This window comes from Rhodococcus sp. SORGH_AS_0303, assembly GCF_030819335.1.
Lineage (GTDB): Bacteria > Actinomycetota > Actinomycetes > Mycobacteriales > Mycobacteriaceae > Rhodococcoides.
Window position 1 is genome coordinate 287,867 of the sequence record NZ_JAUTBO010000001.1, and the last position, 20,717, is coordinate 308,583.

Below are 20,717 nucleotides of genomic sequence, written 5' to 3' on the forward strand. Positions count from 1 at the left end.
GCGAGGCTATCCGGCGCCCTTCTGGATGTGCGTCCGCATGTCCGAGTACGCCCTCGCGAAGGTCGCGACGTCGTCGTCGGTGAGGACGTCGAACATCGACGCCCGGACGGCGCCGACATGGCCGGGGCTCGACGCCGCGAGCTTGTCCATACCCGCGTCGGTGAGTTCCGCGAGCATCCCGCGACGGTCGTCCTCGCACTCGACGCGGACGACCCAGCCGGCGTCGACGAGTCGGGTGATCGCCCGGGTGACGCCACTGCGGGTGGTGGTCACCGCATCGGCCAGGTCGCGCATCCGCATCTGTCGGCCGGGTGCCTCCGAGAGCACGACGAGCAGCTCGAAGTCGGTGAAGGAGATCCCGGAATCGCGCGTGAGCTGCCGATCGAGCGTCTGCATCAGCAGACGCGTCGCGTCGAGGTACGAGCGCCAGGCGCGCTGCTCGTCCTCGGTCAGCCACTGAGTCATGACACGAGTCTACCCAAGTAGTTGACAGCGCAACCATGTGCGGTACTGTTCTCGGTAGTTGACAACGCAACGATTCGATCGAAGGCGGAGACGATGAGCATGACAGCCGACGAGCAGCAGCGCTCGGACGAGTTCGAGGCCCGGCGCGACCGACTGCGGGGCCTGCACCTGCAGCCTGCGGAGTCCCGCCCGACGTCCTCGGCGCGCGGACTGCACCACACCGCGCTGATCAGCAGCGACGTCGAGCAGACCATCCTGTTCTACCAGGGTGTGCTCGAGTTCCCGCTGACCGAGTTGATCGAGAACCGCGACTACCCCGGCTCGTCGCACTTCTTCTTCGACATCGGGAACAGCAACCTCCTCGCCTTCTTCGACTTCCCCGGCCTCGACGTCGGCCCCTACGAGGAGGTGCTCGGCGGACTGCATCACGTGGCCATCAGCGTGGAACCCGACCGCTGGGAACACCTGCGCACCAAGCTGACGGATGCGGGCGTCGAGCTCACGGAGCACAGTGGAGTCTCGATCTACTTCCGTGATCCCGACGGTGCACGCCTCGAACTCATCGCCGACCCGCTCGGCGAGATGTACGGCCACCACGTTCTCTGAGTCCGAATCACCCCCGAACCACGTCCCTCTCCCGAAAGGTCACTCATGACGAAGCTCGCGATCCTCTACTACTCCTCCACCGGCCACGGCACCACGATGGCGGCCGAGCTAGAGAAGGCCGCTCAGGCGGCCGGCGCCGAGGTGCGCGTCCGGCACATCGCCGAGACCCGTGACCCGGCGACCTTCGCCGAGAACCCCGCCTGGACTGCCAACTACGAGGCCACCAAGGATCTGCCGGCCGCCACCGGTGACGACATCGTGTGGGCCGACGGCGTCATCTTCGGCTCGCCGACCCGTTTCGGCAGCGTCGCGTCCCCGTTCCAGACCTTCTTCGACACGCTCGGTGGCCTGTGGGCCCAGGGCAAGCTCGCCGACAAAGCCTACGCCGCGTTCACCTCGAGCCAGACGGCCCACGGCGGCCAGGAGACGACCATCGTCAACCTGTACACCTCGCTCATGCACTTCGGCGGCATCCTCGTTCCCCCCGGCTACACCGACGGACTGAAGTTCGCCGACGGCAACCCCTACGGCGTCGGCCACGTCACCGGACCCGACAACCAGAACGAACTGGACGACGCGACCCGCGCCGCGCTCGGACATCTCGCCACCCGCGTCGTCACCATCGCGGGCAAGCTCGCTCGGTAGTCTCACTGTCCATCCCGAGAAGGGACCCCCATGACGACCTCCACCGCACCCGAACTCGACGTCCGTCGCGCCGACGACCGGCCGGCCACGAACATCGGCTGGCTCGACTCGCACCATTCGTTCTCGTTCGGACATCACTACGACCCCGACAACACCCACCACGGGGTGCTGATGGTGAACAACGACGACATCGTGGACGCGGGTACCGGTTTCGACACGCACCCGCACCGGGACATGGAGATCGTCACGTGGGTCCTGCAGGGATCCCTCGTGCACCAGGACTCCATCGGGCACAACGGGCTCATCTACCCGGGGCTCGCCCAGCGGATGAGCGCCGGCACGGGAATCCTGCACTCGGAGAAGAACGACTCGTGGCGTCTCGCGTCGACGGAGAACCCGTCGCAGAAGCATCGGGACCCGGTGCACTTCGTGCAGATGTGGGTCGTGCCCGACGAGGCCGGCATCACCCCCGGGTACGAGCAGCTCGAGATCTACGACGAACTGCTCTCGGGCGGGCTGGTTCCGGTCGCGTCGGGAATGGACGCCTACAAGGACCACTCGGCGATCCGCATCAAGAACAAGTACGCCGCGATGCACGTCGCACGGTTGCGTTCCGACACCCCGGCTCAGGACCTTCCGGATGCTCCGTTCCTGCACGTCTTCGTCGCCCGCGGCGAGGCCTCGCTCGAGGGCGTGGGCCTGCTGCGCGAGGGTGACGCGGTCCGCATCAAGGGCGGTGGCGGACAGACACTGTCGACGACGTCCGCAGCCGAGGTCATCGTCTGGGAGATGCACGCCACCATCGGTCGCTGATCAGCCCTGGAGCCTGTTCGGCTCCAGGGTCGATCGCCGTCGTGAGTAGGTGAAGTAGAGCACCGACGTGGCCGCCAGCCAGACCGCGAAGAGGATCCACGTCTGGATGTGCAGGGTGCTGATGAGGTACAGGCATGCGCAGATCGACAGGATCGGGAGCACCGGGTACAGCGGAACCTTGAAGCCGCGCTCGATGTTCGGCTCGCGGCGGCGCAGGATGATCACTCCGGCGGAGACGACGATGAAGGCCACGAGCGTGCCCATCGACACCAGGTCCGCCAGGAAGTCCAGCGGCAGGAAACCCGCGAGCAGGGACACGAAGAACGCCACGATGATCGTGTTCTTCACCGGTGCGAGGCTGCGAGGGTTCACCTGCGAGAACACCTTCGGGATCAGACCGTCGCGGCTCATCGCGAACAGGATCCGAGTCTGCCCGTAGAGGGTGACCAGCGTGACCGAGAAGATCGAGACGACGGCGCCCGCCGACAGCACGATCGACGGCCAGCTCGATCCTGTGACGTACTGCAGGATCTCGGCGAGACCGGCCTCCTGGCCCTCGAACTCGGTGTACTTCTGCGCGCCGATCGCCGACATCGTCACCAACAGGTAGATCAGCGTGACCACCACCAGCGCGCTGATGAGCGCGATGGGCAGCGTGCGCTTGGGATTGTGCACCTCCTCGCCGGCCGTCGACACCGCGTCGAGTCCGATGAACGAGAAGAAGATCAGGCCGGACGCCGCACCGACACCGGCGACTCCGAACGGGGCGAACGGTTCCAGATTCTCGAGACTGAATCCGGTGAAACCGACGATGGCGAACATCGCGAGGATGCCGATCTTGATGACGACCATGACGGCGTTCGCACGAGCGGACTCGCTCGTTCCGCGGATCAGCAACACGGCGCACAGCGCGACGAGAACGATGGCGGGCAGGTTGACGCCGAAACCGGCGCCGTCTCCGGGTGCATGCGACAGCACGTCCGGAATGCGTAGTCCGACAGTACGATCGAGCAGGTCGTTGAGATACTGGGACCACAGCACCGACACCGCGGCCGTCGACACGCCGTACTCGAGGATGAGGCAGGCGCCGACGAGGATCGCGACGAACTCGCCGATGGTGGTGTACGTGTAGGTGTAGGTAGACCCGGAGGCCGGGATCGACGACGCCAGCTCGGCGTAGCAGAGCGCCGTCAGGCCGGCCGTGACGGCGGCGATGACGAACGAGAAGATGACCGCGGGGCCCGCCACCGGGACGGCGGACGAGAAGATGAAGAAGATGCCGGTGCCCACGGTCGAGCCGACGCCGATGCACGTCAGCTGGAACGTGGTGATCGACCGCTTCAGCCGACCTTCGCCCGTCGTTTCCAGTGCCGCGATGTCGCTGATCGACTTGCGTCGCAGCAATCCCGAACCGTTGCTCGGATCGCTCATGTTTCCTCCACTATCGGCGTGGTTCACCGAGCGAATCGGCTTCCACGGGGAACGACCAGAATCGGAACAGGGCTGTGCCGCAAGATCTTCGACGCGGTGGAGCCGAGGAACACCCGGGCGAGAGGTCCGAGGCGGGACGAACCGAGCACCAGCAGGTCCTCGGGCCCCAGCTCGACCGAGTCCACCACGTGCTGCCAGTCCCCGCCGGATCCCACCGCGCACGTAGGGGACAGGGCCGGGTAGGCGGACGTGACGTCCGACGCCGCGGAGTGGAGCATCTCGGTGGCCTGCTCGCGCCACTGCGACGTCACCAGATCCTCCGCGTCGTAGCCGCCGAAGGGGGGATACGTCGTCGAGCGTCGTGGTGCGAACGCCACCAGGCGCAGCGCGATGTTCCAGCGCACCGCGAGAGCCGCCGCGGAATACAGCGCATCCTTGGCTTCCGGGGTCCCGGTGTAGGCGCAGGAGATGCGGGAGACGGCGTCGGTGCGGCGGCGCGCGCCGCGCGGCGCCAGTGCCAGCGGAACAGCCGACGAGTGCAGCAGCGTCTCGCTCGTGCTCCCCGGCGTGAAGCGATCGTCGGGACCGTCGGAGCTCCCCAGCACCACCAGGTCGGCATGGTGAGTGGCCGCCGCCGCGGTGAGTGCGGCCGACTCGGCGGCGTTCTCGGCGAAGAAGGCGGAGGGCGATCCCAGATCGGCCGGAGTGAGCAGGTCCGCCATCGCCGCATCGGCCCGAGCGGCCGCATCCGTGCCGCGCTCCTCGAGCCAGCGTCGGTACTCCGCGTCCACGTGCGCCATCGACGGGAACGGCCACGTCCGCGGCAGGACGGTGCACGTGCGGACCGTCATCGCGCCGCCCGCGGCCCGAGCGGTGGTCGCCATGCGCGCGGCCAGACCCAGAGCATCGTGACCGGAGTCGTCCGGCAGCCACCCGACCAGCGCGGACATCGACGCGGTCGACACACCCACCACCCCCGACCAGTTGCCCCGGCGCGTTCGACGCCGATGGCTCAGTATGCGACCGACGCGCCGGGCCCGCACCCCGACTCACCGGCGCGTCCTGCAGGATTGCGCCGTCCGACGGATGATGTCTCCCATGGCCGCCCCCGGATTCACCCCGACTCAGCTCGCAGCACGGGCCGCCTACCTCCTGCGCGGCAACGATCTGGGCACCATGACCAGCGCGGCTCCGCGTCTGTACCCGCACATGTGGAGCTGGGACGCCGCCTTCGTGTCGGTCGGGCTCGCCCCGTTGAGTGTCGAGCGGGCCGTCGTCGAGCTCGACACCCTGTTGTCCGCGCAGTGGTCCAACGGCATGATCCCGCACATCGTCTTCGCCAGCGGTGTCGACGGATACTTCCCCGGGCCCGCCCGCTGGCAGGTGAACGAACTCGCCGCGCACGCACCCGTCGGCGTCCACACCTCGGGCATCACGCAGCCCCCCGTGCACGCCATCGCCGTGCAGCGCATTCTCGATCACGCCCGTCGACGTGGGCGGACCACGCGGCAGGTCGCCGGTGAGTTCCTCGATCGGCGATGGCCGGATCTGGTGCGGTGGCACCGCTGGCTGGCACACGCACGCGATCAGAACCACACGGGGCGCATCACGCTGTACCACGGGTGGGAATCGGGCATGGACAACTCGCCGCGCTGGGACGCGGCGTACGCGAAGGTGATTCCGGGGGCGGTGCCGCCGTACATCCGGGAGGACACGTCCATCGTCACCGACTCGTCGCAGCGCCCGAGCAACATCGAGTACGACCGCTATCTCTGGCTGCTCGAGGAGATGAAGCTCGCCCGGTACGACGATCTCGCGCTGAACAGTGCCATGAGCTTCGCGGTGGAGGACGTGTTCGTCAGCGCGATCTTCGCCGTCGCCTGTGACGTGCTGGCCACCATCGGCGAGGACCATTCCCGGCCTCATGCGGACGTGCGGGACCTGCGCGCCTGGGCCGACCGGTTCCGGAGCGGCGTCGTCGCCACCACCGACGCGCGTTCCGGCGCGGCTCGGGATCGCGACGTGCGGTCCGGGGAGTGGATCAAGACCGACACGATGGCGATGTTCGCGCCGCTGCTGTGCGGTGGGTTGCCTCGTGACACCGAGCGGGCGCTGCTGCGACTCTTCGAGGGTCCGCGCTTCTGCGGGCACCCGGACTTCAAGTACGCCGTTCCCCCGTCGACGTCGCCGATCTCGAGGGACTTCCGACCTCGTGAGTACTGGCGCGGTCCCGTGTGGCCGGTGGTGACGTGGCTGTTCTCGTGGGCCTTCGCCCGACGCGGGTGGTCGGAGCGGTCGGCGATGTTGCGCGAGGAGGGGTTGCGGCAGGCAAGCGACGGCAGCTTCGCCGAGTACTACGAGCCGTTCACCGGAGAGCCGTTGGGAAGCATGCAGCAATCGTGGACCGCGGCCAGCGTGCTCGACTGGCTGGGCTGACCGCGGTCCACGACGGCAGGGAGAAGGTCAGACCTTCCACACCGCGACGACCGACGGACGGGGCTGCGAGTCGCCACCGTCGGGCCAGTGCGAGGCGGGGGCGTCGGCACTGGCGTCGTCCTCCTCGCCCGGGTGCTGCACGCTCACGACGACACGCTGCTCCTGCACGATCGGACCGCAGGTCTCGGCGCCCTTCGGCACGGTGAGGAACTGCTTCGTCTGGCCGCGGCGGTCACCGTCGAGAACCACCGAGAACAGGCCGTCGTTGGAGTCGAGGGCGTTGCCGTCCGTCGACACCCACAGGTTGCCGTCGGCGTCGAACGCCAGGTTGTCCGGGCACGAGATCGGGCTGACCTGCGACTTGTCGAAGCCACCGAAGTAGGTGTCGGCGGCTGCGGGATCGCCACAGACGAGCAGAAGGTTCCACGTGAAACTGGTCCCGGCGTGGTCGTCGTCGAGCTCGAGGACCTGTCCGTTCTTGTTCTTGTCCCGCGGATTCGCCTCGTCGGCGGCGGCCTTGCCCTCGGTGCCTCGGTTCGAGTTGTTGGTCAGCGCCACGTACACCTTGCCGGTGACGGGGTTCGGCTCGAAGTCCTCCGGCCGGTCCATCTTGGTGGCGCCGACCTTGTCACCGGCGAGGCGCGTGAAGACGGCGACCTCCTCGGCGGACATGCCGTCGACCAGGGACTCGCCGCGGCCGTCCTCGCCGGTACGCAACAACGGGATCCACTCGCCCTTGCCGGCGAACTGTCCCGTCGTCGGGAGCTTTCCGGAGCCGTCGATCTGGTCGGGCGCGTCACCGGAGAGCGTCGCGACGTAGAGGGTTCCGGCGTCGAGAAGCGTCACGTTGGACCGCAGTGCCGCAGCGCCGGTGCCCTGCATCATCTTCCGGCTGGAGACGAACTTGTACATGTAGTCGAAACGCTCGTCGTCACCGCTGTAGGCGACCACGGTGCCGTCGTCGGTCACGTGGATGGTCGCGGCCTCGTGCTTGAACCGGCCGAGTGCCGTGTGCTTGATCGGCGCTGCGGTGGGGTCCCACGGGTTCACCTCGACGACCCAGCCGAAGCGATTCACCTCGTTCGGCTCCTGCGCCAGATCGAAGCGCTTGTCGAATCGCTCCCACTTGCGCTCGGACGCAGCACCTTCCACGCCGTAGCGCGCCAGACGCTCGGCGACCACGGGGTCGGTCACACTCTCGGCGTTGGCGAAGTACTGGTTGATGTTCTCCTCGCCGGACAACACGGTGCCCCACGGGGTGACGCCACCGGAGCAGTTGTTGAACGTGCCGAACACCCTGGTGCCGGTGGGATCGGCGGAGGTCTTGAGGAAGTCACTGCCGGCCGCGGGTCCGGTGAGGACGAACTCGGTCGATCCGGTGATGCGACGGTTGTAGCGGCCCATCTGCGGGGTGAGCTTGCCCGAGCCGTTCTCACCGGCCACCTGGACCACCGAGAGACCATGGGCGGCAAGGCCGATGGCGACCTGCTCCGCGGTGGGGTTCTCCGCGTCGTACCCCTTGAAGAGGAACGGTTCCGTCGTGTACTCGTGGTTGACCACCAGCAGGTACTCGGTGGACGACCCGTCGATCGGCAGCAGACCCGCGAAGTCGTTGTTGAATCCGAACTGCTTCTCCTGGGCCGCCGAGGTCTGGTTGTCGAAGTCGAAGGCAGGCGCACCCTCGACCACCGGGTCGCCCCACCGGATGACGACGGCCTGCTCGTACCCCTCCGGGACGACGACCGCGTCCTCGGTGTTGGGCGCGACGGCGGCGAAGTCGAGTCCACGTGGCTCCGGGGTCGGGGTGGCCGACGCGGTGGTGGCCGTGCCCGAGTCCTCTGTGCCGCACGCGGCGAGGGCGCTGGTGGCGCCGACGGCCAGCACGGCCATCGCACTACCGCGCAGGATGCCGCGGCGCGTCATCGCCGTCTTGACGATGTCGCCGAAGTACTCGCTCGACGACGTGTTGGGCACCTCGTGGAAGCAGGCGTCGCCGCACTTGTACTTGCACGTCAGCGACGACCGCGAGGAGCTGCCGTCGTGCTGATGGGAGACGATCAGGGGAAGCGGAATCGTGGTCACCGGTCGACCGTAGAAGTGCCGGGCAAAAGGCAAAGGGAAGGTAAGCAACTCCCCGGGTGCAGGAAGGTGAACGGTGGGCGAACGTGTGTCGTCGGGGCACGCTCCGGGTAGACCGAGAGCGACGCGGAGACACCGCGACGAAGGAGGCACGACATGCCGATGCTCTCGGTGGGAGTCGAGAACGACGCCCCGATCGACCTGCACTACCAGGACCGAGGCGAGGGCGCGCCGGTGGTGTTGATCCACGGCTGGCCGCTCAACGAGCGGTCGTGGGAGCCCCAGATCGTCGCACTGCTCGACGCGGGCCACCGCGTCGTCACGTACGACCGGCGTGGATTCGGCAGCTCGTCGCAGCCCGAGTCCGGTTACGACTACGACACGTTCGCCGCGGACCTGTCGGTCCTGCTGGAGACGCTCGACCTGCGGGACGTGACGCTGGTGGGTTTCTCCATGGGCGGCGGCGAGGTGGTGCGCTACCTCGCGAAGTACGGCAGCGACCGCATCGCGAAGGCGGTTCTCGCCGGTGCTGTTCCCCCGTACCTCTACAAGTCCGAGGACAACCCCGACGGCGGCTTGGACGACGAGACGATCGCGGGTTTCGAGAACGGCGTCGAGGAGGACCGCAACGCCTTCCTCGACGGCTTCGCCACCAACTTCTTCAGCGCGAACGGCGAGCTGAAGGTCTCGGAGGAGGATCGTCAGTACGCGGTGGACATGGCGGCCGAAGCGTCGACACCGGCGATCCTCGGGTGCATCGAGGCGTTCGCGCGCACCGACTTCCGTGAGGACATGCCGAAGATCGACGTCCCCACCCTCGTCATCCACGGCGACGCGGACGCCATCGTTCCGTTCGAGGTGAGTGGCAAGCGCTCACACGAGGCGATCGCGAACAGCACCCTGGTACTCGTCGAGGGCGGCCCGCACGGGTTCAACACCTCGCACCCGGATCGGTTCAACCAGGAACTGCTCGCGTTCCTGGGCTGACGCGCACTCGCGAGGTGGGCGCCACAGCCCACCTCGCGAGAGTCGGTCAGGCCGCGCCGAGGAGCCCGTGGGGGTCGAGCACGAACTTCGTGGCCTCACCGGAGTCGAAGTCGGCGTAGCCCTGCGGAGCCTGCTCGAGCGAGATGGCGCGTGCGTTGACGGCCTTCGCGATCTGCACGCGATCGTGCAGGATCGCCATCATCAGGCCGCGGTGGTACTGCATCGTCGGGCACTGTCCGGTGGCGAAGGACAACGACTTGGCCCACCCGGTGCCGAGGCTCAGCGACAACGCGCCGACCTTGGCGGCTTCGTCGGATGCGCCGGGATCGCCGGTGACGTACAACCCCGGAATGCCGAGCGAACCACCCGCCGTCGTGATGTCCATCAGCGAATTCAGCACGGTGGCAGGCGCTTCCGTCGCCGACCCGTCACCGTGACCGCGTGCCTCGAAACCGACGGCGTCGACGCCGCAGTCGACTTCCGGCACCCCGAGCAGCTGCTCGATCTGATCCTTCGGATCGCCCTTGCTGACGTCGACGGTCTCGCAACCGAAGCTTCGGGCCTGCGCGAGCCGGCTCTCGTTGAGGTCGCCGACGATGACGACGGCGGCGCCGAGCAGTTGCGCACTGGCTGCGGCGGCGAGCCCGACCGGACCGGCGCCGGCGATGTAGACCGTCGATCCGACGCCCACTCCAGCGGTGACGCAGCCGTGGAAGCCGGTGGGGAAGATGTCCGACAGCATCGTCAGGTCGAGGATCTTCTCCATGGCCTGGTCTCGGTTCGGGAACTTCAACAGGTTCCAGTCCGCGTACGGCACCATGACGTATTCGGCCTGGCCGCCGACCCAGCCGCCCATGTCGACGTAGCCGTAGGCGGCGCCGGGACGATCAGGATTGACGTTCAGACAGATGCCGGTCTTGCGTTCCTTGCAGTTCTTGCAGCGACCGCACGCGATGTTGAACGGCACCGAGCACAGATCACCCTGCTTGATGAACTCCACGTCGCGGCCCACCTCGATGACCTCGCCCGTGATCTCGTGCCCGAGCACCAGGCCCTCGGGTGCCGTCGTGCGGCCGCGAACCATGTGCTGATCGCTGCCGCAGATGTTGGTGGACACCACCTTCAGGATCACTCCGTGCGGGCACTCGCGGCCCACACTCGCCGGGTTCACGCCGGGCCCGTCTTGCAAGGTGAAGCTGGGGAAGTCGATGTCGACGACCTCGACCTTCCCGGCTCCGGCGTAGGCGACGGCTCTGTTGTCGGCCATGTTTTCAGCTCCCGTTCGAGGTAGAGCGCCGACATTCTCGAGTGCGAATGTCGGCATCTCTCTCGACCGTACGCGAGATGCTGTGCGCGGCGTCACATTCGCGGCTCGGGGATCAGAGCACTTCGGACAGGAACCTCTGCAGTCGCTCGGTCTGCGGGTCGTCGAACAGCGCTGCGGGCGGGCCCACCTCGACGGCGCTGCCGTGGTCCATGAACAGCACGCGGTCGGACACCGAGCGGGCGAAGCCCATCTCGTGCGTGACGACGACCATCGTCATGCCGCCGGTCGCGAGGTCCGCCATGAGGGCGAGCACGCCCTTGACGAGCTCCGGGTCGAGGGCGGACGTGGCCTCGTCGAAGAACATCACCTGCGGTTCCATGGCGAGTGCTCGCGCGATGGCCACGCGCTGCTGCTGACCGCCGGAGAGGTTGCCGGGGCGCGAGCCCGCTTTCTCCTTCAGGCCCACCTTGTCGAGCTGGGCGAGCGCGGCGGCGTGTGCGTCGTCCTTGCTCAGTCCCTTCAACTTCCACGGACCGAGCGCGACGTTGTCGAGGACGGTCCGGTGCGGGAACAGGTTGAACTGCTGGAACACCATGCCGATGCGCTGGCGCAGCGCGTCGGGATCGTCCTTCAGCACCGAGCGTCCGTCGAGCAGGATGTCGCCCTGCTCGGGCTCGTGCAGTCGGTTGAGCACGCGCAGGAGCGTGGACTTGCCCGACCCGGACGGTCCGATGACAGTGGTGGTGGCTCCTGCGGCGACGTCGATGTCGACGCCGCGCAGGACCTTGTTGGTGCCGAAGGACAGGTGCAGGTCACGGCCGGCGAGTGAGACGCCGGTCAACGGCTCGGTCGAGGGTGCGGTGGTCATGTGTCAGCCTCTTTCCACGACGATGGCCTGCTCGACCGGGTCGAGTGTCTGCTCGGCCTTGCCGACGCGCAGACGCTTGTCGATGTAGTTGACCAGGTGGGTCAGCGGGACGGTCATCGCGAGATAGACGAGTCCGGCCGCCACCAGGGGTGACAGGTTTCCGGTCTGCGCGTTGAGGTCTCGGCCGACGGCGAACAGTTCGCGCTGCGTCGCCAGCAGACCCAGGAAGTAGATCAGCGACGAGTCCTTGATCAGCGAGATGAACTGGTTGACGAGTGCGGGAAGCACGCGCCGGACACCCTGCGGCACCACGACCAGGCGCATCGAGCGTCGGTAGCTGAACCCGAGAGCACGCGCTGCCTCGATCTGCCCCTTCTCGACGCTCTGGATGCCGGATCGGAAGATCTCGCCGATGTACGCGGCCGCGAGCAGCGACAACGCCACCGCACCGAGCCAGTACGGGTTGTTGCCGGTGATGCCGCTGACCACCGGTCCGATGCCGAGACCGATGACGAGGATGATCACGACGGCGGGCAGTCCGCGGAAGATGTCGGTGTAGACGCGTGCCGGCCAGCGCAGCCAGCGGGTGCGGGACAGGCCCGCCAGTGCGAGAAGCATGCCGAGAACCGTGCCGATGATGCCCGATGCCAGCGCGAGGATCAGCGTGTTCGGCAGGCCGGTCTCCAGCAGGTCCGGCAGCGCCTGCTTGTAGAGGTTCCAGTCGAAGAACGTGTCGCCGAGCTGCTCGAACGTCGACTTCGGTGCGACGGCCTGCGCGGCCGGGGCATTCGCGTCGTTCTCGGCGGCGATGGCCGCGAAGTCGGGAAGCTCGGGCTGCGGCGCTGCCTTGCTACCGGGCTTGAATCCTTCCGGGAGTTCGCGCGGCACCCAGTCGGAGTACAGCTGGGCCCAGGTCCCGTCCTCGATGATCGCGTCGAGGCCGGAGTTCAACGCGTCGATCAGCGGCTGGTTGTCCCGCGCGACGGCCCACCCGACGAAGTTGTTGAGGCTGAACGTGTTCTGCGTGATCGCGGTGCCGTCCTCCGGCTTCACCAGGCCCTCGGCCTGCTGCGACGGTGCGACCCAGGCGTCGATCTGTCCGGTGCGGAGATTTGCGTACGCGGTGTTGTAGTCGGGGAACTTCACCGGGTCCAGGCCCAGGGTGTTGACGACGTAGTCGTCCTGCACCGTTCCCTGCACGACGCCGATACGGGTGTCCGGCCCCAGGTTCTCGAAGGCGGTGATCGGTCCGCCGGCCTTCGCGACCAGGGAGAAGTAGCCGAAATCATAGCCGTTGGTGAAGCCGACCGTGTTGCGCCGCTCGTCGGTGGTGGTGATGGACGACGACCCGACGTCGAAGCGTCGGCCGGCGACCTGCGCGAGCAGACCCGAGAACTCGGTGCCCGAGAAGTTGATCTGCAGGCCGAGCTTCGCGGCGACGGCCTTCAGCAGCTCGTTGTCGTAGCCGGTGTAGGTGCCGGAGCCGTCGACGCAGATGCTCGGCGGCGCGTCGGAGAGCGTGCCGACGGTGAGCTGGCCGGGCGTGATCAGTCCGAGCTGCGAGGTGTCGATGCGATCGAGCGGCGTGACCGACGGCGTCGTGTACCGATCCTCGGTCGCGGCGGCGGCCGCGGCGTCGAAGTTGGTCGGCGTGGACGACGCGCTGTCCACACCGGGAGGTGAGCACAGTTCGGTCGGTGCCGCGGCAGCGGACGAGGAGCCGTCCGACGAGCCGCCGTCCGAGGTGCCGCAGGACGCGAGGAGGACGGCGAGGAGAAGTGTGGAGACGAGGACGATGAGTTTCCGTCCCACGCGGTGCGCAAGCATGAGATGAACACTAGGGCTCACGTGCCGGGATCACCGAAACGTCGAACGCGCAATGGTTGTGCTCAGTGATCTGTTGCCGGTGATCGCCGTGGGGACCGCTCCGACCAGGGGTCTAGTCTCCGTCGGGGCGCACGTCACCGACTATCCAGGACGCCTGGAGGGTGTGCGCCGGGGGACGGAAGGTGTTCGTATGTACTCCAGTCTCGAGTACCCGCTGACGGGCGCTCCGGATGCCGGCAACACGGCGTGGGTTCTGGCCAGTGCCGCGATGGTGCTGTTGATGACTCCGGGGCTCGCGTTCTTCTACGGCGGCATGGTGCGCGTGAAGAGCGTGCTGAACATGATGATGATGAGCCTGTCGGCCATCGGGGTCGTGTGGGTGCTGTGGGTCCTGTTCGGATACTCGATGGTGTTCGGCGACGACAGCGTCGGTGGGTGGATCGGGAACCCGACGCAGTTCGCCGGCCTCACCTCGTTGATCGGCGGCAGCTTCGGAGCCGGGGGCGGCGCGGTCGAGATCCCGCTGGTGGGAACCGTTCCGGCGCTCGCCTTCGTCGCCTTCCAGGCAGGCTTCGCGATGGTCACCGTGGCGCTCGTGTCCGGCGCCGTCGCCGACCGGATGCGTTTCATGCCGTGGGTGATCTTCGCCGGCCTCTGGGCGACACTCGTCTACTTCCCCGTCGCACACTGGGTGTTCGCGTTCGACGGTGTCACCGCGGAGACCGGGGGCTGGATCGCCAACCAGCTGAAGGCCATCGACTTCGCCGGGGGCACCGCGGTGGAGATCAATGCCGGCGCGGCCGGACTGGCGCTCGCCCTGGTCGTCGGCAAGCGTCGTGGGTGGCCCCGGGAGGCGATGCGACCGCACAACCTGCCCGCCGTCATGGTGGGTGCCGGGCTGCTGTGGTTCGGCTGGTTCGGCTTCAACGCCGGATCGTCGCTCGCGGCGGACGGCGTCGCCGCGGTCGCGTTGGTCAACACGATGGGCGCGGGCGCGATGTCGATGGTGGCGTGGCTGGTGGTCGAGAAGATCCGCGACGGGAAGGCCACATCCTTCGGCGCGGCGTCGGGTGTCGTCGCCGGTCTGGTGGCCATCACGCCGTCGTGCACGGCCGTCACCCCGATCGGCGCTCTGGGCGTCGGCGCTGCCGCCGGTGTCGCCTGCGCCCTGGCGATCGGCCTCAAGTACCGCTTCCGGTACGACGACTCGCTCGACGTGGTCGGAGTGCACCTGGTCGGCGGCATCGTCGGCACGCTCATGATCGGCCTCCTCGCGAGCAGCGACATGCCGCCCGGTGTCGACGGCCTGTTCTACGGCGGCGGCGTCACGCAGCTGGGTCGACAGGTGGTCGCCGTCGTCGTCGTTCTCGCCTATGCGTTCCTGGTCACCGCGGCCATCGCCACGGTGCTGAAGCTGACCATCGGGATCAGAGCGGATCCGCAGCACGAGACGGACGGCATCGACGAACACGAGCATGCCGAGTCCGCCTACGAGTTCGCCTCCTCGCACGGCGGACACGGCAGCTCGGGTCTGTTCGGGAAACAGTCCGGCTGACCGTCAGCCCTGGTGCGACCGCGCCCAGGAGATCGCGTCGGTCAGCTCGGTGAGGTCGTAGTCGGGGCCGTTGACGCCGACGGTGAAGAGGGTGGCTCCGGCGTCGACGAAGGCCTGCGCGTCGCCCGCGCCCGGCCACGCCACCGATCGCTCGATCTGCGACACGTCGCGGCCGACGGTCTCACCGTGTCCGGCCAGGACCTCGGACTTGTGCTTCAGCGCGTCCAGGTCGGCGAAGCTGTGCCAGACGTCCGCGTAGCGGGCGACCATCTTGAGCGTCTTCTTCTCACCACCGCCGCCGATGAGAATCGGGATGTGGCGAGTGGGCGCCGGATTGCCGACGGCGAGACGCGAGGTGATGCGGGCGAGACTCTCGTCGAGCAGTGCCAGGCGTGAGCCGGCGGTGCCGAAGTCGTAGCCGAAGTTGTCGTAGTCCTTCTGGTTCCACCCGGCGCCGATGCCCAGGATCAGCCGTCCTCCACTGATGTGGTCCACGGTGCGCGCCATGTCGGCCAGCAGGTCGGGATTGCGGTAGCCGCCGCCGGTGACGAGCGCGCCGATCTCGACGTTCGAGGTCTGCTCGGCCCAGGCGCCCAGCATCGTCCAGCACTCGAAGTGGGCGCCGTCGAGGTCGCCGTACAACGGGTAGAAATGATCCCAGTTGAAGACGATGTCCACGCCGGCGTCCTCGGACCGCAACACCGCGTCGCGGATGAGGCCGTAATCGGGGGCGTGTTGGGGCTGAAGCTGAACTCCGATGCGAACGGACATGTGTGATCCTTCGGTGAGTGCGCTGGCTGTCGCTTCCATGGTGCCCGGCCTGTCAACCGATGCGCACTCCACACGCGTGCATCGTCGCGCGGAGGACGAAACCTGCCTCGGCGCCGATGATCTCCGAGACCAGGGTGAGATAGCGATCGACGAACGCGCCGCCGTGGGCCGGTTCGCGGTGGTCGTCCGGATCGCCGGGTTCGAGATGGTGCGCGATCTCGTGCAGCACCACCATCTCGCGCAGGGCCCATGCGCGTCCCCGTACGTGGAGTGGGACAGCGATGGTGGCGGTGTCGACCTCGTAGTGCGCGGCGCCCGCGCCCGAGCGGGCCCGGACCCGTACCGGGACGGCCGCGCGTGGCCACTCGCTGCGCACCCAGTCCAGAGCGGTGACGCCGTCGACGTAGGTCTGCACCGAGTCGAGCGAGGCGAAGCGCCGCTCGATCGGCAGGGTGACCGTGGACCCGAGGATCTCGACGGTGCGCAGGCCCCGTTCGTCCGCGCGGTCGAACATGGTGCGGACCTGATGCTCGGCGTCGTAGACGCGGGAGCGCTGGCTGTCGCGGGTCACCGTTCGAGTTGTCCTCGGGGGCCGCCGATCTCGCTCTGATTGCCCAGGCGTGCACGTCGACCGGCGTGGTCTCCGGCTCGCCGAGCCTCCGACGAGTACGAGCGACCCGAGCTGCCGCGCCAGGTACCCCGGGCGGTGGAGGCGGACCGGTAGAAGTCGCGCAGCTCGATCTCCTTGTCACGCAACACCAGTGCGGTGCCGGCCTCGGGAGCTTCCGTGGCGACCGCCTCGGCCTCGGCCTCCTTCTTGACGGCGGCCAGGCGCTCGCCGACCCGGTGCGCGAACGCGGTCTGGAACTCGATCCTGGCAGTGACGCCGGCGAGCGGCGCCCGCTCGACCGTGCGATAGCGCCGGCGTCCTCGGACGACGGTGACCTCACGGTCCACGGTGGCGTCCCGGTACGCACCCGACGAGATGTACGTGTCGCTCGCGCGCACCATCTGCACGAGCAGGCTCGCGTACAGGGCCTCGCACGTGTCGATGTCGCTCTCGAACCCGTACGCGAAGACCTGCGTCGACGACTGCGCCACGTCGCACTGCACGTCGTTCGCGCGGGCGATGGCCACGAACAGCAGGACGTAGGTGCGCAGGCCCTTCTTGCCGTGCTCCCCGATGTGGACGACGCGCTGCACCGGCGTCGCCCGCTTCTCGCGCGAGGCGGTGTGCGAGCGTGCCACGGCCAGATCGACCGAGGCGGCGGTCGCGAGACGCTGCGCGGCCTCCATGAACGCCTCGGCCTCGTGGGGATTGTCCGTGGACTCGGCCTGACGCAGAAGCCCACCGATGCGGGCCACCATCCTGTCTGAACTCACGGGCCGAGAGTACGCCCGGACCAGCCGTGAGCCGGGCCCACCGAGCGTCCCCGGGGACGGCCGTCCACAGGCGCTCGCAGGGTCTTGCGGACGACCGCGTCGGCGAGTAGCAGTCAGCGCTCGGAGTTCTCCACCAAGGCCGCGACGGCGTCGATGCGCCGCCGGACCGCCGAGGCTCCGATGACGTCCGCACGGGTGCGGGCCGACGCCAGAGCGCGGGCCGCGAGCCGTCCGGTGCGGGCGTGCTCGATGCGGAGACCGAGATACGCGTCCTCCGCGCTCCATCCCTCGAAGCCGCGGGCGACGTGCAGGCGCCGCGCGGCGTGCAGATGGCGACCCGCTCGCTCGACGTGACCGGTGGCCAGGGACGCGTCGGCCAGGTGGTGGTGCACCACGCCGAAGACGCTCGGGGCGACCGACACGGTCTGCTCCGCGTAGGGCAGCAACCGTTCGTACACGTCGGTGCACACCAGTGTGTTGCCCACCGTGGCACCGGCACGGGCGATGAAGGTCATCGACATCAGCCAGAGCATGTCCGGGGCGATCGCCGCGAGCCGTTGCTCGTCGTACCAGTCCATCAGCTCGCGCGCCTCGTCCATGCGTCCGACGTCGGCGAGCGAGGACGCCACGACCGGGCGGAACGCCGGGATCAGGTCGAACATCGTGGCCATCTCGTCGCGCCGATCCGCGAAGTGCCGGAGATCTCCGCGCATCGTCCGGAGGGTGAGGATCGACGTGTGTTCGCGGCCGTAGGTGTGGCTGCCGAGCGCGGCGTCGGGCGTCTCGCAGATCCGTGCCAGCACGGTCTCCGCGCGCACCAGTCGTCCTGCCGACACGTCCACGCCGAACTTGGAACACACCATGGCCCAGGTCATCTCGGGGTCGCCCGCGAGATCGGCCCGGGTCACCGCCGCGAGTGTCGAGTCGGCGCCGCCGAGGTCGCCGAACGCCTGCTGGGTCCTGGCCAGGATGGTGGCGGCGGACGGATCGCGATGCCGCCGAGACGATGTCGACTCCAGCTCGACGAGGCGCGTCATCGCCTCCTGGCGCAGATCCCAGCACTGGGGCACCAGGAGGCACCACAGCATCGCGCGCAGCGCCGACTCGAGGGCACTGCGGTCTCCCACCGAATGCGCCAGCGTCACAGCCTGTTCGAGAAGGTCTCGGCGTTCCTTCCAGTCATCGGTCCAGCTCAGCTCCATGGCCAGCAGTACCAGGACCTTGGCCGTGGCGGCGCTGTTCGAGCGGCCGGAGTCCTCGAGGACGTGCAGTGCGTCGTGCAGGCTGTCGAGTCGTTCCGGCAACGGGTCGAACATCTGGAACAGGCCCGCACCACTGATCGTGTCCGCCAGCGTCGCGTCGACCTGTAGGTCGACGTCGCCCAGTCTCCGCGCCATGGCGATCGCGTCGAAGAGAGTGGCCCGGTAGGACCGGTCGATGCACTTGCGCTGCGCCCGGCCGAGGTCGATCAGCAGTCGGCACCGCTCTCGGGAGTCGCCGTGCGGCACCATCTTCCGAAGGGCGGTCCGGTACCCCACCACCGCGTCCTCGTACGCGGACACCGCGTAGGCGGCGTCGCCGGCACGCCGCGCGTAGAGCGCGGCCTCGGAGCGGTCGGAGTCCAGCGCCCTGCCGAAGTGGTACGCGATGCGCGCGAGTTCGTCGGCGGTGGTGTCGGCACCGAGATCGACCAGGGCCCGAGCCACGTCGGAGTGCATCTGCGCTCGCCGCGCCCCGGGTATCGCGTCGTACAGAGTCGACTGCACGAGAGCGTGTCTCATCACCAGCTCGTCGTCGGTGTCGCCGGCGACCAGGAAGTTCACGGCCAGCAGTTCGTCGAGGGTCTCGGCGAAACGGAGATCGGACGGGATCGTCGAGGCGGCCCGCAGCAGCGGGCGCGAGACCGTCACCCCGGTCACCGCGCACAGTTCGAGCAGAGTGACTGCGTCACAGCTGAGTTCGCGACTCGCGAGACGCACCGCGTCCGTGACCGTGAAGGGGAGCGAGCCGCCGGGTTCGCGCTCGTGTGCCGCGATGACGGTTGCGACCAGCAGGGCGGAGCCACCCGTCCGTGCCACGATGGCCTCGGGGTCGAGGGTCGAGTTCTGCTCGCGAAGGAGGTCGTGCACCGCGGCCAGAGACAGTCCGCCCAGGGTGATCTCGCGGAACCCCGCCGACAACCGGATGACGTCGAGGGTCGCCTGGAGTTCCGGGTACACGAGGTTCTCGTCCCGCATTGTCGCGAGGATGCAGAGTCGGTCGTTCTGCGTCGACCGCGCGAGATGGCGGACCAGGGCGGCCGTCGTGCCGGAGGCCCACTGCAGGTCGTCGATCACGAGCAGGGTCGGGGCCTGTCGAGCGGGCCCGACGAGCCACCGCTGCACCGCGTCGGACGCCCCTGTGCGGTCGTCGTCCACGTGCGGGGGGATGAGGTCCCCGAATCGACGTGCGGCCCCGGGATGATGCCGAGGATGTCGGTGCCGTTGGTCCGCAGCCACTGACGCGCTCCGATGACGCCGCGCGAGTCGAGGTCGCGGGTGACTGCCTCCACGAACGGTTCGTACGGGATGGTCGAGTGTTCGCTGCAGCGACCCGACACGACGTCCGTGCCGGCGGCGCGGGCACGCTGCATCACGGCGCGGGCGAGTGACGTCTTCCCTGCCCCCGGCGGACCCGAGACCAGGAGAAACCGTCCATGACCGGCAGCGGCCGCCTCGAGGTCCTCGACGATGCGGCTCATCTCGACATCGCGTCCGACGAAGGCGGATCCCACCGGCGGCTCCTCGCGCTGCGCTGGGGTGGTCTCGGTATCGTCCTCCAACAACTCCAGGTACAACGACTGGGTCTCGCGTGAGGGGCTCACCCCGAGCCGGTCCGCCAGCACCGCTCGGCATCGCGCCGCCGCCCCGAGAGCCTGTCCGCGGTCGCCCAGTGCCACGTAGCCACGCATGGCGATGCGGTACGCGCTCTCGCGCAGGGGGTCGGCTGCCAGCAGGGACTCCGCGGAGGACACGGCATTCTCGAACGCACCCAGATCCATCGACGCGGTGGCGTCCGCTTCGAGGGCCGTGAGCCGCAGGTCGTCGAACTCTCGCCGGACGTCGTCCGCCCACGCGCCGTTGGCTCCGATGAGCACGGGTTCGGCGAGCAGACGCAACGCCGTCCGGGCATCGCGGGCGCGGTCCGCGGGTGATCCCTCCGTGCGCCGGCACGCGTCCCGGATCTCCTCGAGATCGACCGTGGTGTCCGGCGGAAGAGTCAGACGCACCATGCCGGTACGGGACACGATCGACGTACCCGCGATGTCTGCGGCGTCGAGAACGTCCCGCACCTTCGAGATCACCCCGCGCAACACAGAATTCCAGGTGCGCGGCCGCTTCTCCGGCCAGAGCAGGTCCGCCAACTCGTCGTGCGAGACCTCTCGATGGCGATTGACCGTCAGATACGACAGCAGTTCGACGCAGCGCGGCCCACCGATGATGCGGGGATCGACCACCCGAGAGCCACGCTCGACGGTGACGGCACCGACGAGTCGGACGGAAGCGGGTGAGTCACTCGTCACCGGACAAGTCTAGTCAGCTGTA

18 protein-coding genes are annotated in these 20,717 nt (G+C 68.3%); 6 read left to right on the forward strand and 12 right to left on the reverse strand.

Translation table 11 applies throughout. The annotated features are described in order from the left end of the window. Nucleotides 1–6: 6 nt before the first annotated feature. A complete protein-coding gene (locus QE449_RS01360; RefSeq protein ID WP_027505986.1) occupies nt 7–465 on the reverse strand; it encodes a MarR family winged helix-turn-helix transcriptional regulator in 459 nt (152 codons plus the stop codon). A 99-nt stretch (nt 466–564) separates the two neighbouring features. Between QE449_RS01360 and QE449_RS01365 the strand changes: the two genes are divergently transcribed. Genes QE449_RS01365 through QE449_RS01375 form a run of 3 tightly spaced genes read left to right on the forward strand, consistent with a single transcriptional unit; the run spans nt 565 to nt 2,529 of the window. Next, complete coding sequence (locus QE449_RS01365) at nt 565–1,071, forward strand: VOC family protein (RefSeq protein ID WP_027505987.1); 507 nt, start codon at nt 565–567, stop codon at nt 1,069–1,071. A gap of 45 nt (nt 1,072–1,116) precedes the next feature. After that, nucleotides 1,117–1,716, forward strand: coding sequence for an NAD(P)H:quinone oxidoreductase (gene wrbA / locus QE449_RS01370; RefSeq protein ID WP_027505988.1), 600 nt, complete (start codon nt 1,117–1,119; stop codon nt 1,714–1,716). A gap of 30 nt (nt 1,717–1,746) precedes the next feature. Further along, entirely contained in the window at nt 1,747–2,529 is a 783-nt protein-coding gene (locus QE449_RS01375) for a pirin-like bicupin family protein (protein ID WP_307108049.1), read from the forward strand. On the opposite strand, the gene QE449_RS01380 is transcribed toward QE449_RS01375, so the two are convergent. Together QE449_RS01380 and QE449_RS01385 are read right to left on the reverse strand one after the other, a co-directional pair. Then, nucleotides 2,530–3,960 carry an amino acid permease gene (locus QE449_RS01380; protein WP_222649975.1) on the reverse strand — a complete coding sequence of 477 codons (1,431 nt, stop codon included), beginning with the start codon at nt 3,958–3,960 and terminating at the stop codon, nt 2,530–2,532. Nucleotides 3,961–3,983: 23 nt separating this feature from the next. Then, entirely contained in the window at nt 3,984–4,925 is a 942-nt protein-coding gene (locus QE449_RS01385; protein WP_155957043.1) for a universal stress protein, read from the reverse strand. A gap of 133 nt (nt 4,926–5,058) precedes the next feature. Here QE449_RS01385 and QE449_RS01390 point away from each other — a divergent pair, with 133 nt between their 5' ends. Further along, nucleotides 5,059–6,396 (forward strand): amylo-alpha-1,6-glucosidase, encoded by a 1,338-nt coding sequence (locus QE449_RS01390; RefSeq protein ID WP_204869410.1) that lies wholly within the window; start codon nt 5,059–5,061, stop codon nt 6,394–6,396. 27 nt (nt 6,397–6,423) lie between these two features. Here the strand turns inward: QE449_RS01390 and QE449_RS01395 are convergent, their stop codons facing one another. After that, entirely contained in the window at nt 6,424–8,478 is a 2,055-nt protein-coding gene (locus tag QE449_RS01395) for a PhoX family phosphatase (RefSeq protein ID WP_027505992.1), read from the reverse strand. A gap of 153 nt (nt 8,479–8,631) precedes the next feature. On the opposite strand from QE449_RS01395, the gene QE449_RS01400 reads away from it, so the two are divergent. Next, a complete protein-coding gene (locus tag QE449_RS01400; protein ID WP_056440899.1) occupies nt 8,632–9,462 on the forward strand; it encodes an alpha/beta fold hydrolase in 831 nt (276 codons plus the stop codon). Between the two features lie 46 nt (nt 9,463–9,508). Here the strand turns inward: QE449_RS01400 and fdhA are convergent, their stop codons facing one another. From fdhA to QE449_RS01415, 3 genes are all read right to left on the reverse strand, one after another. Then, a complete protein-coding gene (gene fdhA, locus QE449_RS01405; RefSeq protein ID WP_056440903.1) occupies nt 9,509–10,729 on the reverse strand; it encodes a formaldehyde dehydrogenase, glutathione-independent in 1,221 nt (406 codons plus the stop codon). A gap of 112 nt (nt 10,730–10,841) precedes the next feature. Beyond that, nucleotides 10,842–11,597, reverse strand: coding sequence for an amino acid ABC transporter ATP-binding protein (locus QE449_RS01410; RefSeq protein ID WP_056440906.1), 756 nt, complete (start codon nt 11,595–11,597; stop codon nt 10,842–10,844). A gap of 3 nt (nt 11,598–11,600) precedes the next feature. Then, complete coding sequence (locus QE449_RS01415; protein WP_307108050.1) at nt 11,601–13,424, reverse strand: ABC transporter substrate-binding protein/permease; 1,824 nt, start codon at nt 13,422–13,424, stop codon at nt 11,601–11,603. Nucleotides 13,425–13,614: 190 nt separating this feature from the next. Between QE449_RS01415 and QE449_RS01420 the strand changes: the two genes are divergently transcribed. Next, complete coding sequence (locus QE449_RS01420; RefSeq protein WP_307108051.1) at nt 13,615–14,979, forward strand: ammonium transporter; 1,365 nt, start codon at nt 13,615–13,617, stop codon at nt 14,977–14,979. A 3-nt stretch (nt 14,980–14,982) separates the two neighbouring features. On the opposite strand, the gene QE449_RS01425 is transcribed toward QE449_RS01420, so the two are convergent. The 5 genes from QE449_RS01425 to QE449_RS01445 all read right to left on the reverse strand — a co-directional run bounded on the left by QE449_RS01425 (nt 14,983) and on the right by QE449_RS01445 (nt 20,695). Further along, entirely contained in the window at nt 14,983–15,750 is a 768-nt protein-coding gene (locus tag QE449_RS01425; protein WP_307108052.1) for an LLM class F420-dependent oxidoreductase, read from the reverse strand. Nucleotides 15,751–15,802: 52 nt separating this feature from the next. Next, the gene (locus tag QE449_RS01430; protein WP_307108053.1) at nt 15,803–16,321 is read right to left on the reverse strand and encodes a TIGR04338 family metallohydrolase; all 519 of its coding nucleotides are present in this window, start codon (nt 16,319–16,321) and stop codon (nt 15,803–15,805) included. After that, a complete protein-coding gene (locus QE449_RS01435) occupies nt 16,318–17,133 on the reverse strand; it encodes a DUF2786 domain-containing protein (RefSeq protein WP_056440912.1) in 816 nt (271 codons plus the stop codon). Before QE449_RS01435 ends, QE449_RS01430 begins: the two co-directional genes overlap by 4 nt. 113 nt (nt 17,134–17,246) lie before the next feature. Next, nucleotides 17,247–19,550 (reverse strand): hypothetical protein, encoded by a 2,304-nt coding sequence (locus tag QE449_RS01440; RefSeq protein WP_307108054.1) that lies wholly within the window; start codon nt 19,548–19,550, stop codon nt 17,247–17,249. Further along, nucleotides 19,466–20,695, reverse strand: coding sequence for a BREX system ATP-binding domain-containing protein (locus QE449_RS01445; protein ID WP_307108055.1), 1,230 nt, complete (start codon nt 20,693–20,695; stop codon nt 19,466–19,468). The genes QE449_RS01440 and QE449_RS01445 overlap by 85 nt, the downstream gene beginning before the upstream one ends. Nucleotides 20,696–20,717 lie beyond the last annotated feature (22 nt).

Coding starts and splice junctions, on each gene's coding strand:
- QE449_RS01360 (WP_027505986.1), bottom strand. CDS start 465: ATGACTCAGTGGCTGACCGAGGACGAGCAGCGCGCCTGGCGCTCGTAC.
- QE449_RS01365 (WP_027505987.1), top strand. CDS start 565: ATGACAGCCGACGAGCAGCAGCGCTCGGACGAGTTCGAGGCCCGGCGC.
- wrbA (WP_027505988.1), top strand. CDS start 1,117: ATGACGAAGCTCGCGATCCTCTACTACTCCTCCACCGGCCACGGCACC.
- QE449_RS01375 (WP_307108049.1), top strand. CDS start 1,747: ATGACGACCTCCACCGCACCCGAACTCGACGTCCGTCGCGCCGACGAC.
- QE449_RS01380 (WP_222649975.1), bottom strand. CDS start 3,960: ATGAGCGATCCGAGCAACGGTTCGGGATTGCTGCGACGCAAGTCGATC.
- QE449_RS01390 (WP_204869410.1), top strand. CDS start 5,059: ATGGCCGCCCCCGGATTCACCCCGACTCAGCTCGCAGCACGGGCCGCC.
- QE449_RS01400 (WP_056440899.1), top strand. CDS start 8,632: ATGCCGATGCTCTCGGTGGGAGTCGAGAACGACGCCCCGATCGACCTG.
- fdhA (WP_056440903.1), bottom strand. CDS start 10,729: ATGGCCGACAACAGAGCCGTCGCCTACGCCGGAGCCGGGAAGGTCGAG.
- QE449_RS01410 (WP_056440906.1), bottom strand. CDS start 11,597: ATGACCACCGCACCCTCGACCGAGCCGTTGACCGGCGTCTCACTCGCC.
- QE449_RS01415 (WP_307108050.1), bottom strand. CDS start 13,424: ATGCTTGCGCACCGCGTGGGACGGAAACTCATCGTCCTCGTCTCCACA.
- QE449_RS01420 (WP_307108051.1), top strand. CDS start 13,615: ATGTACTCCAGTCTCGAGTACCCGCTGACGGGCGCTCCGGATGCCGGC.
- QE449_RS01425 (WP_307108052.1), bottom strand. CDS start 15,750: ATGTCCGTTCGCATCGGAGTTCAGCTTCAGCCCCAACACGCCCCCGAT.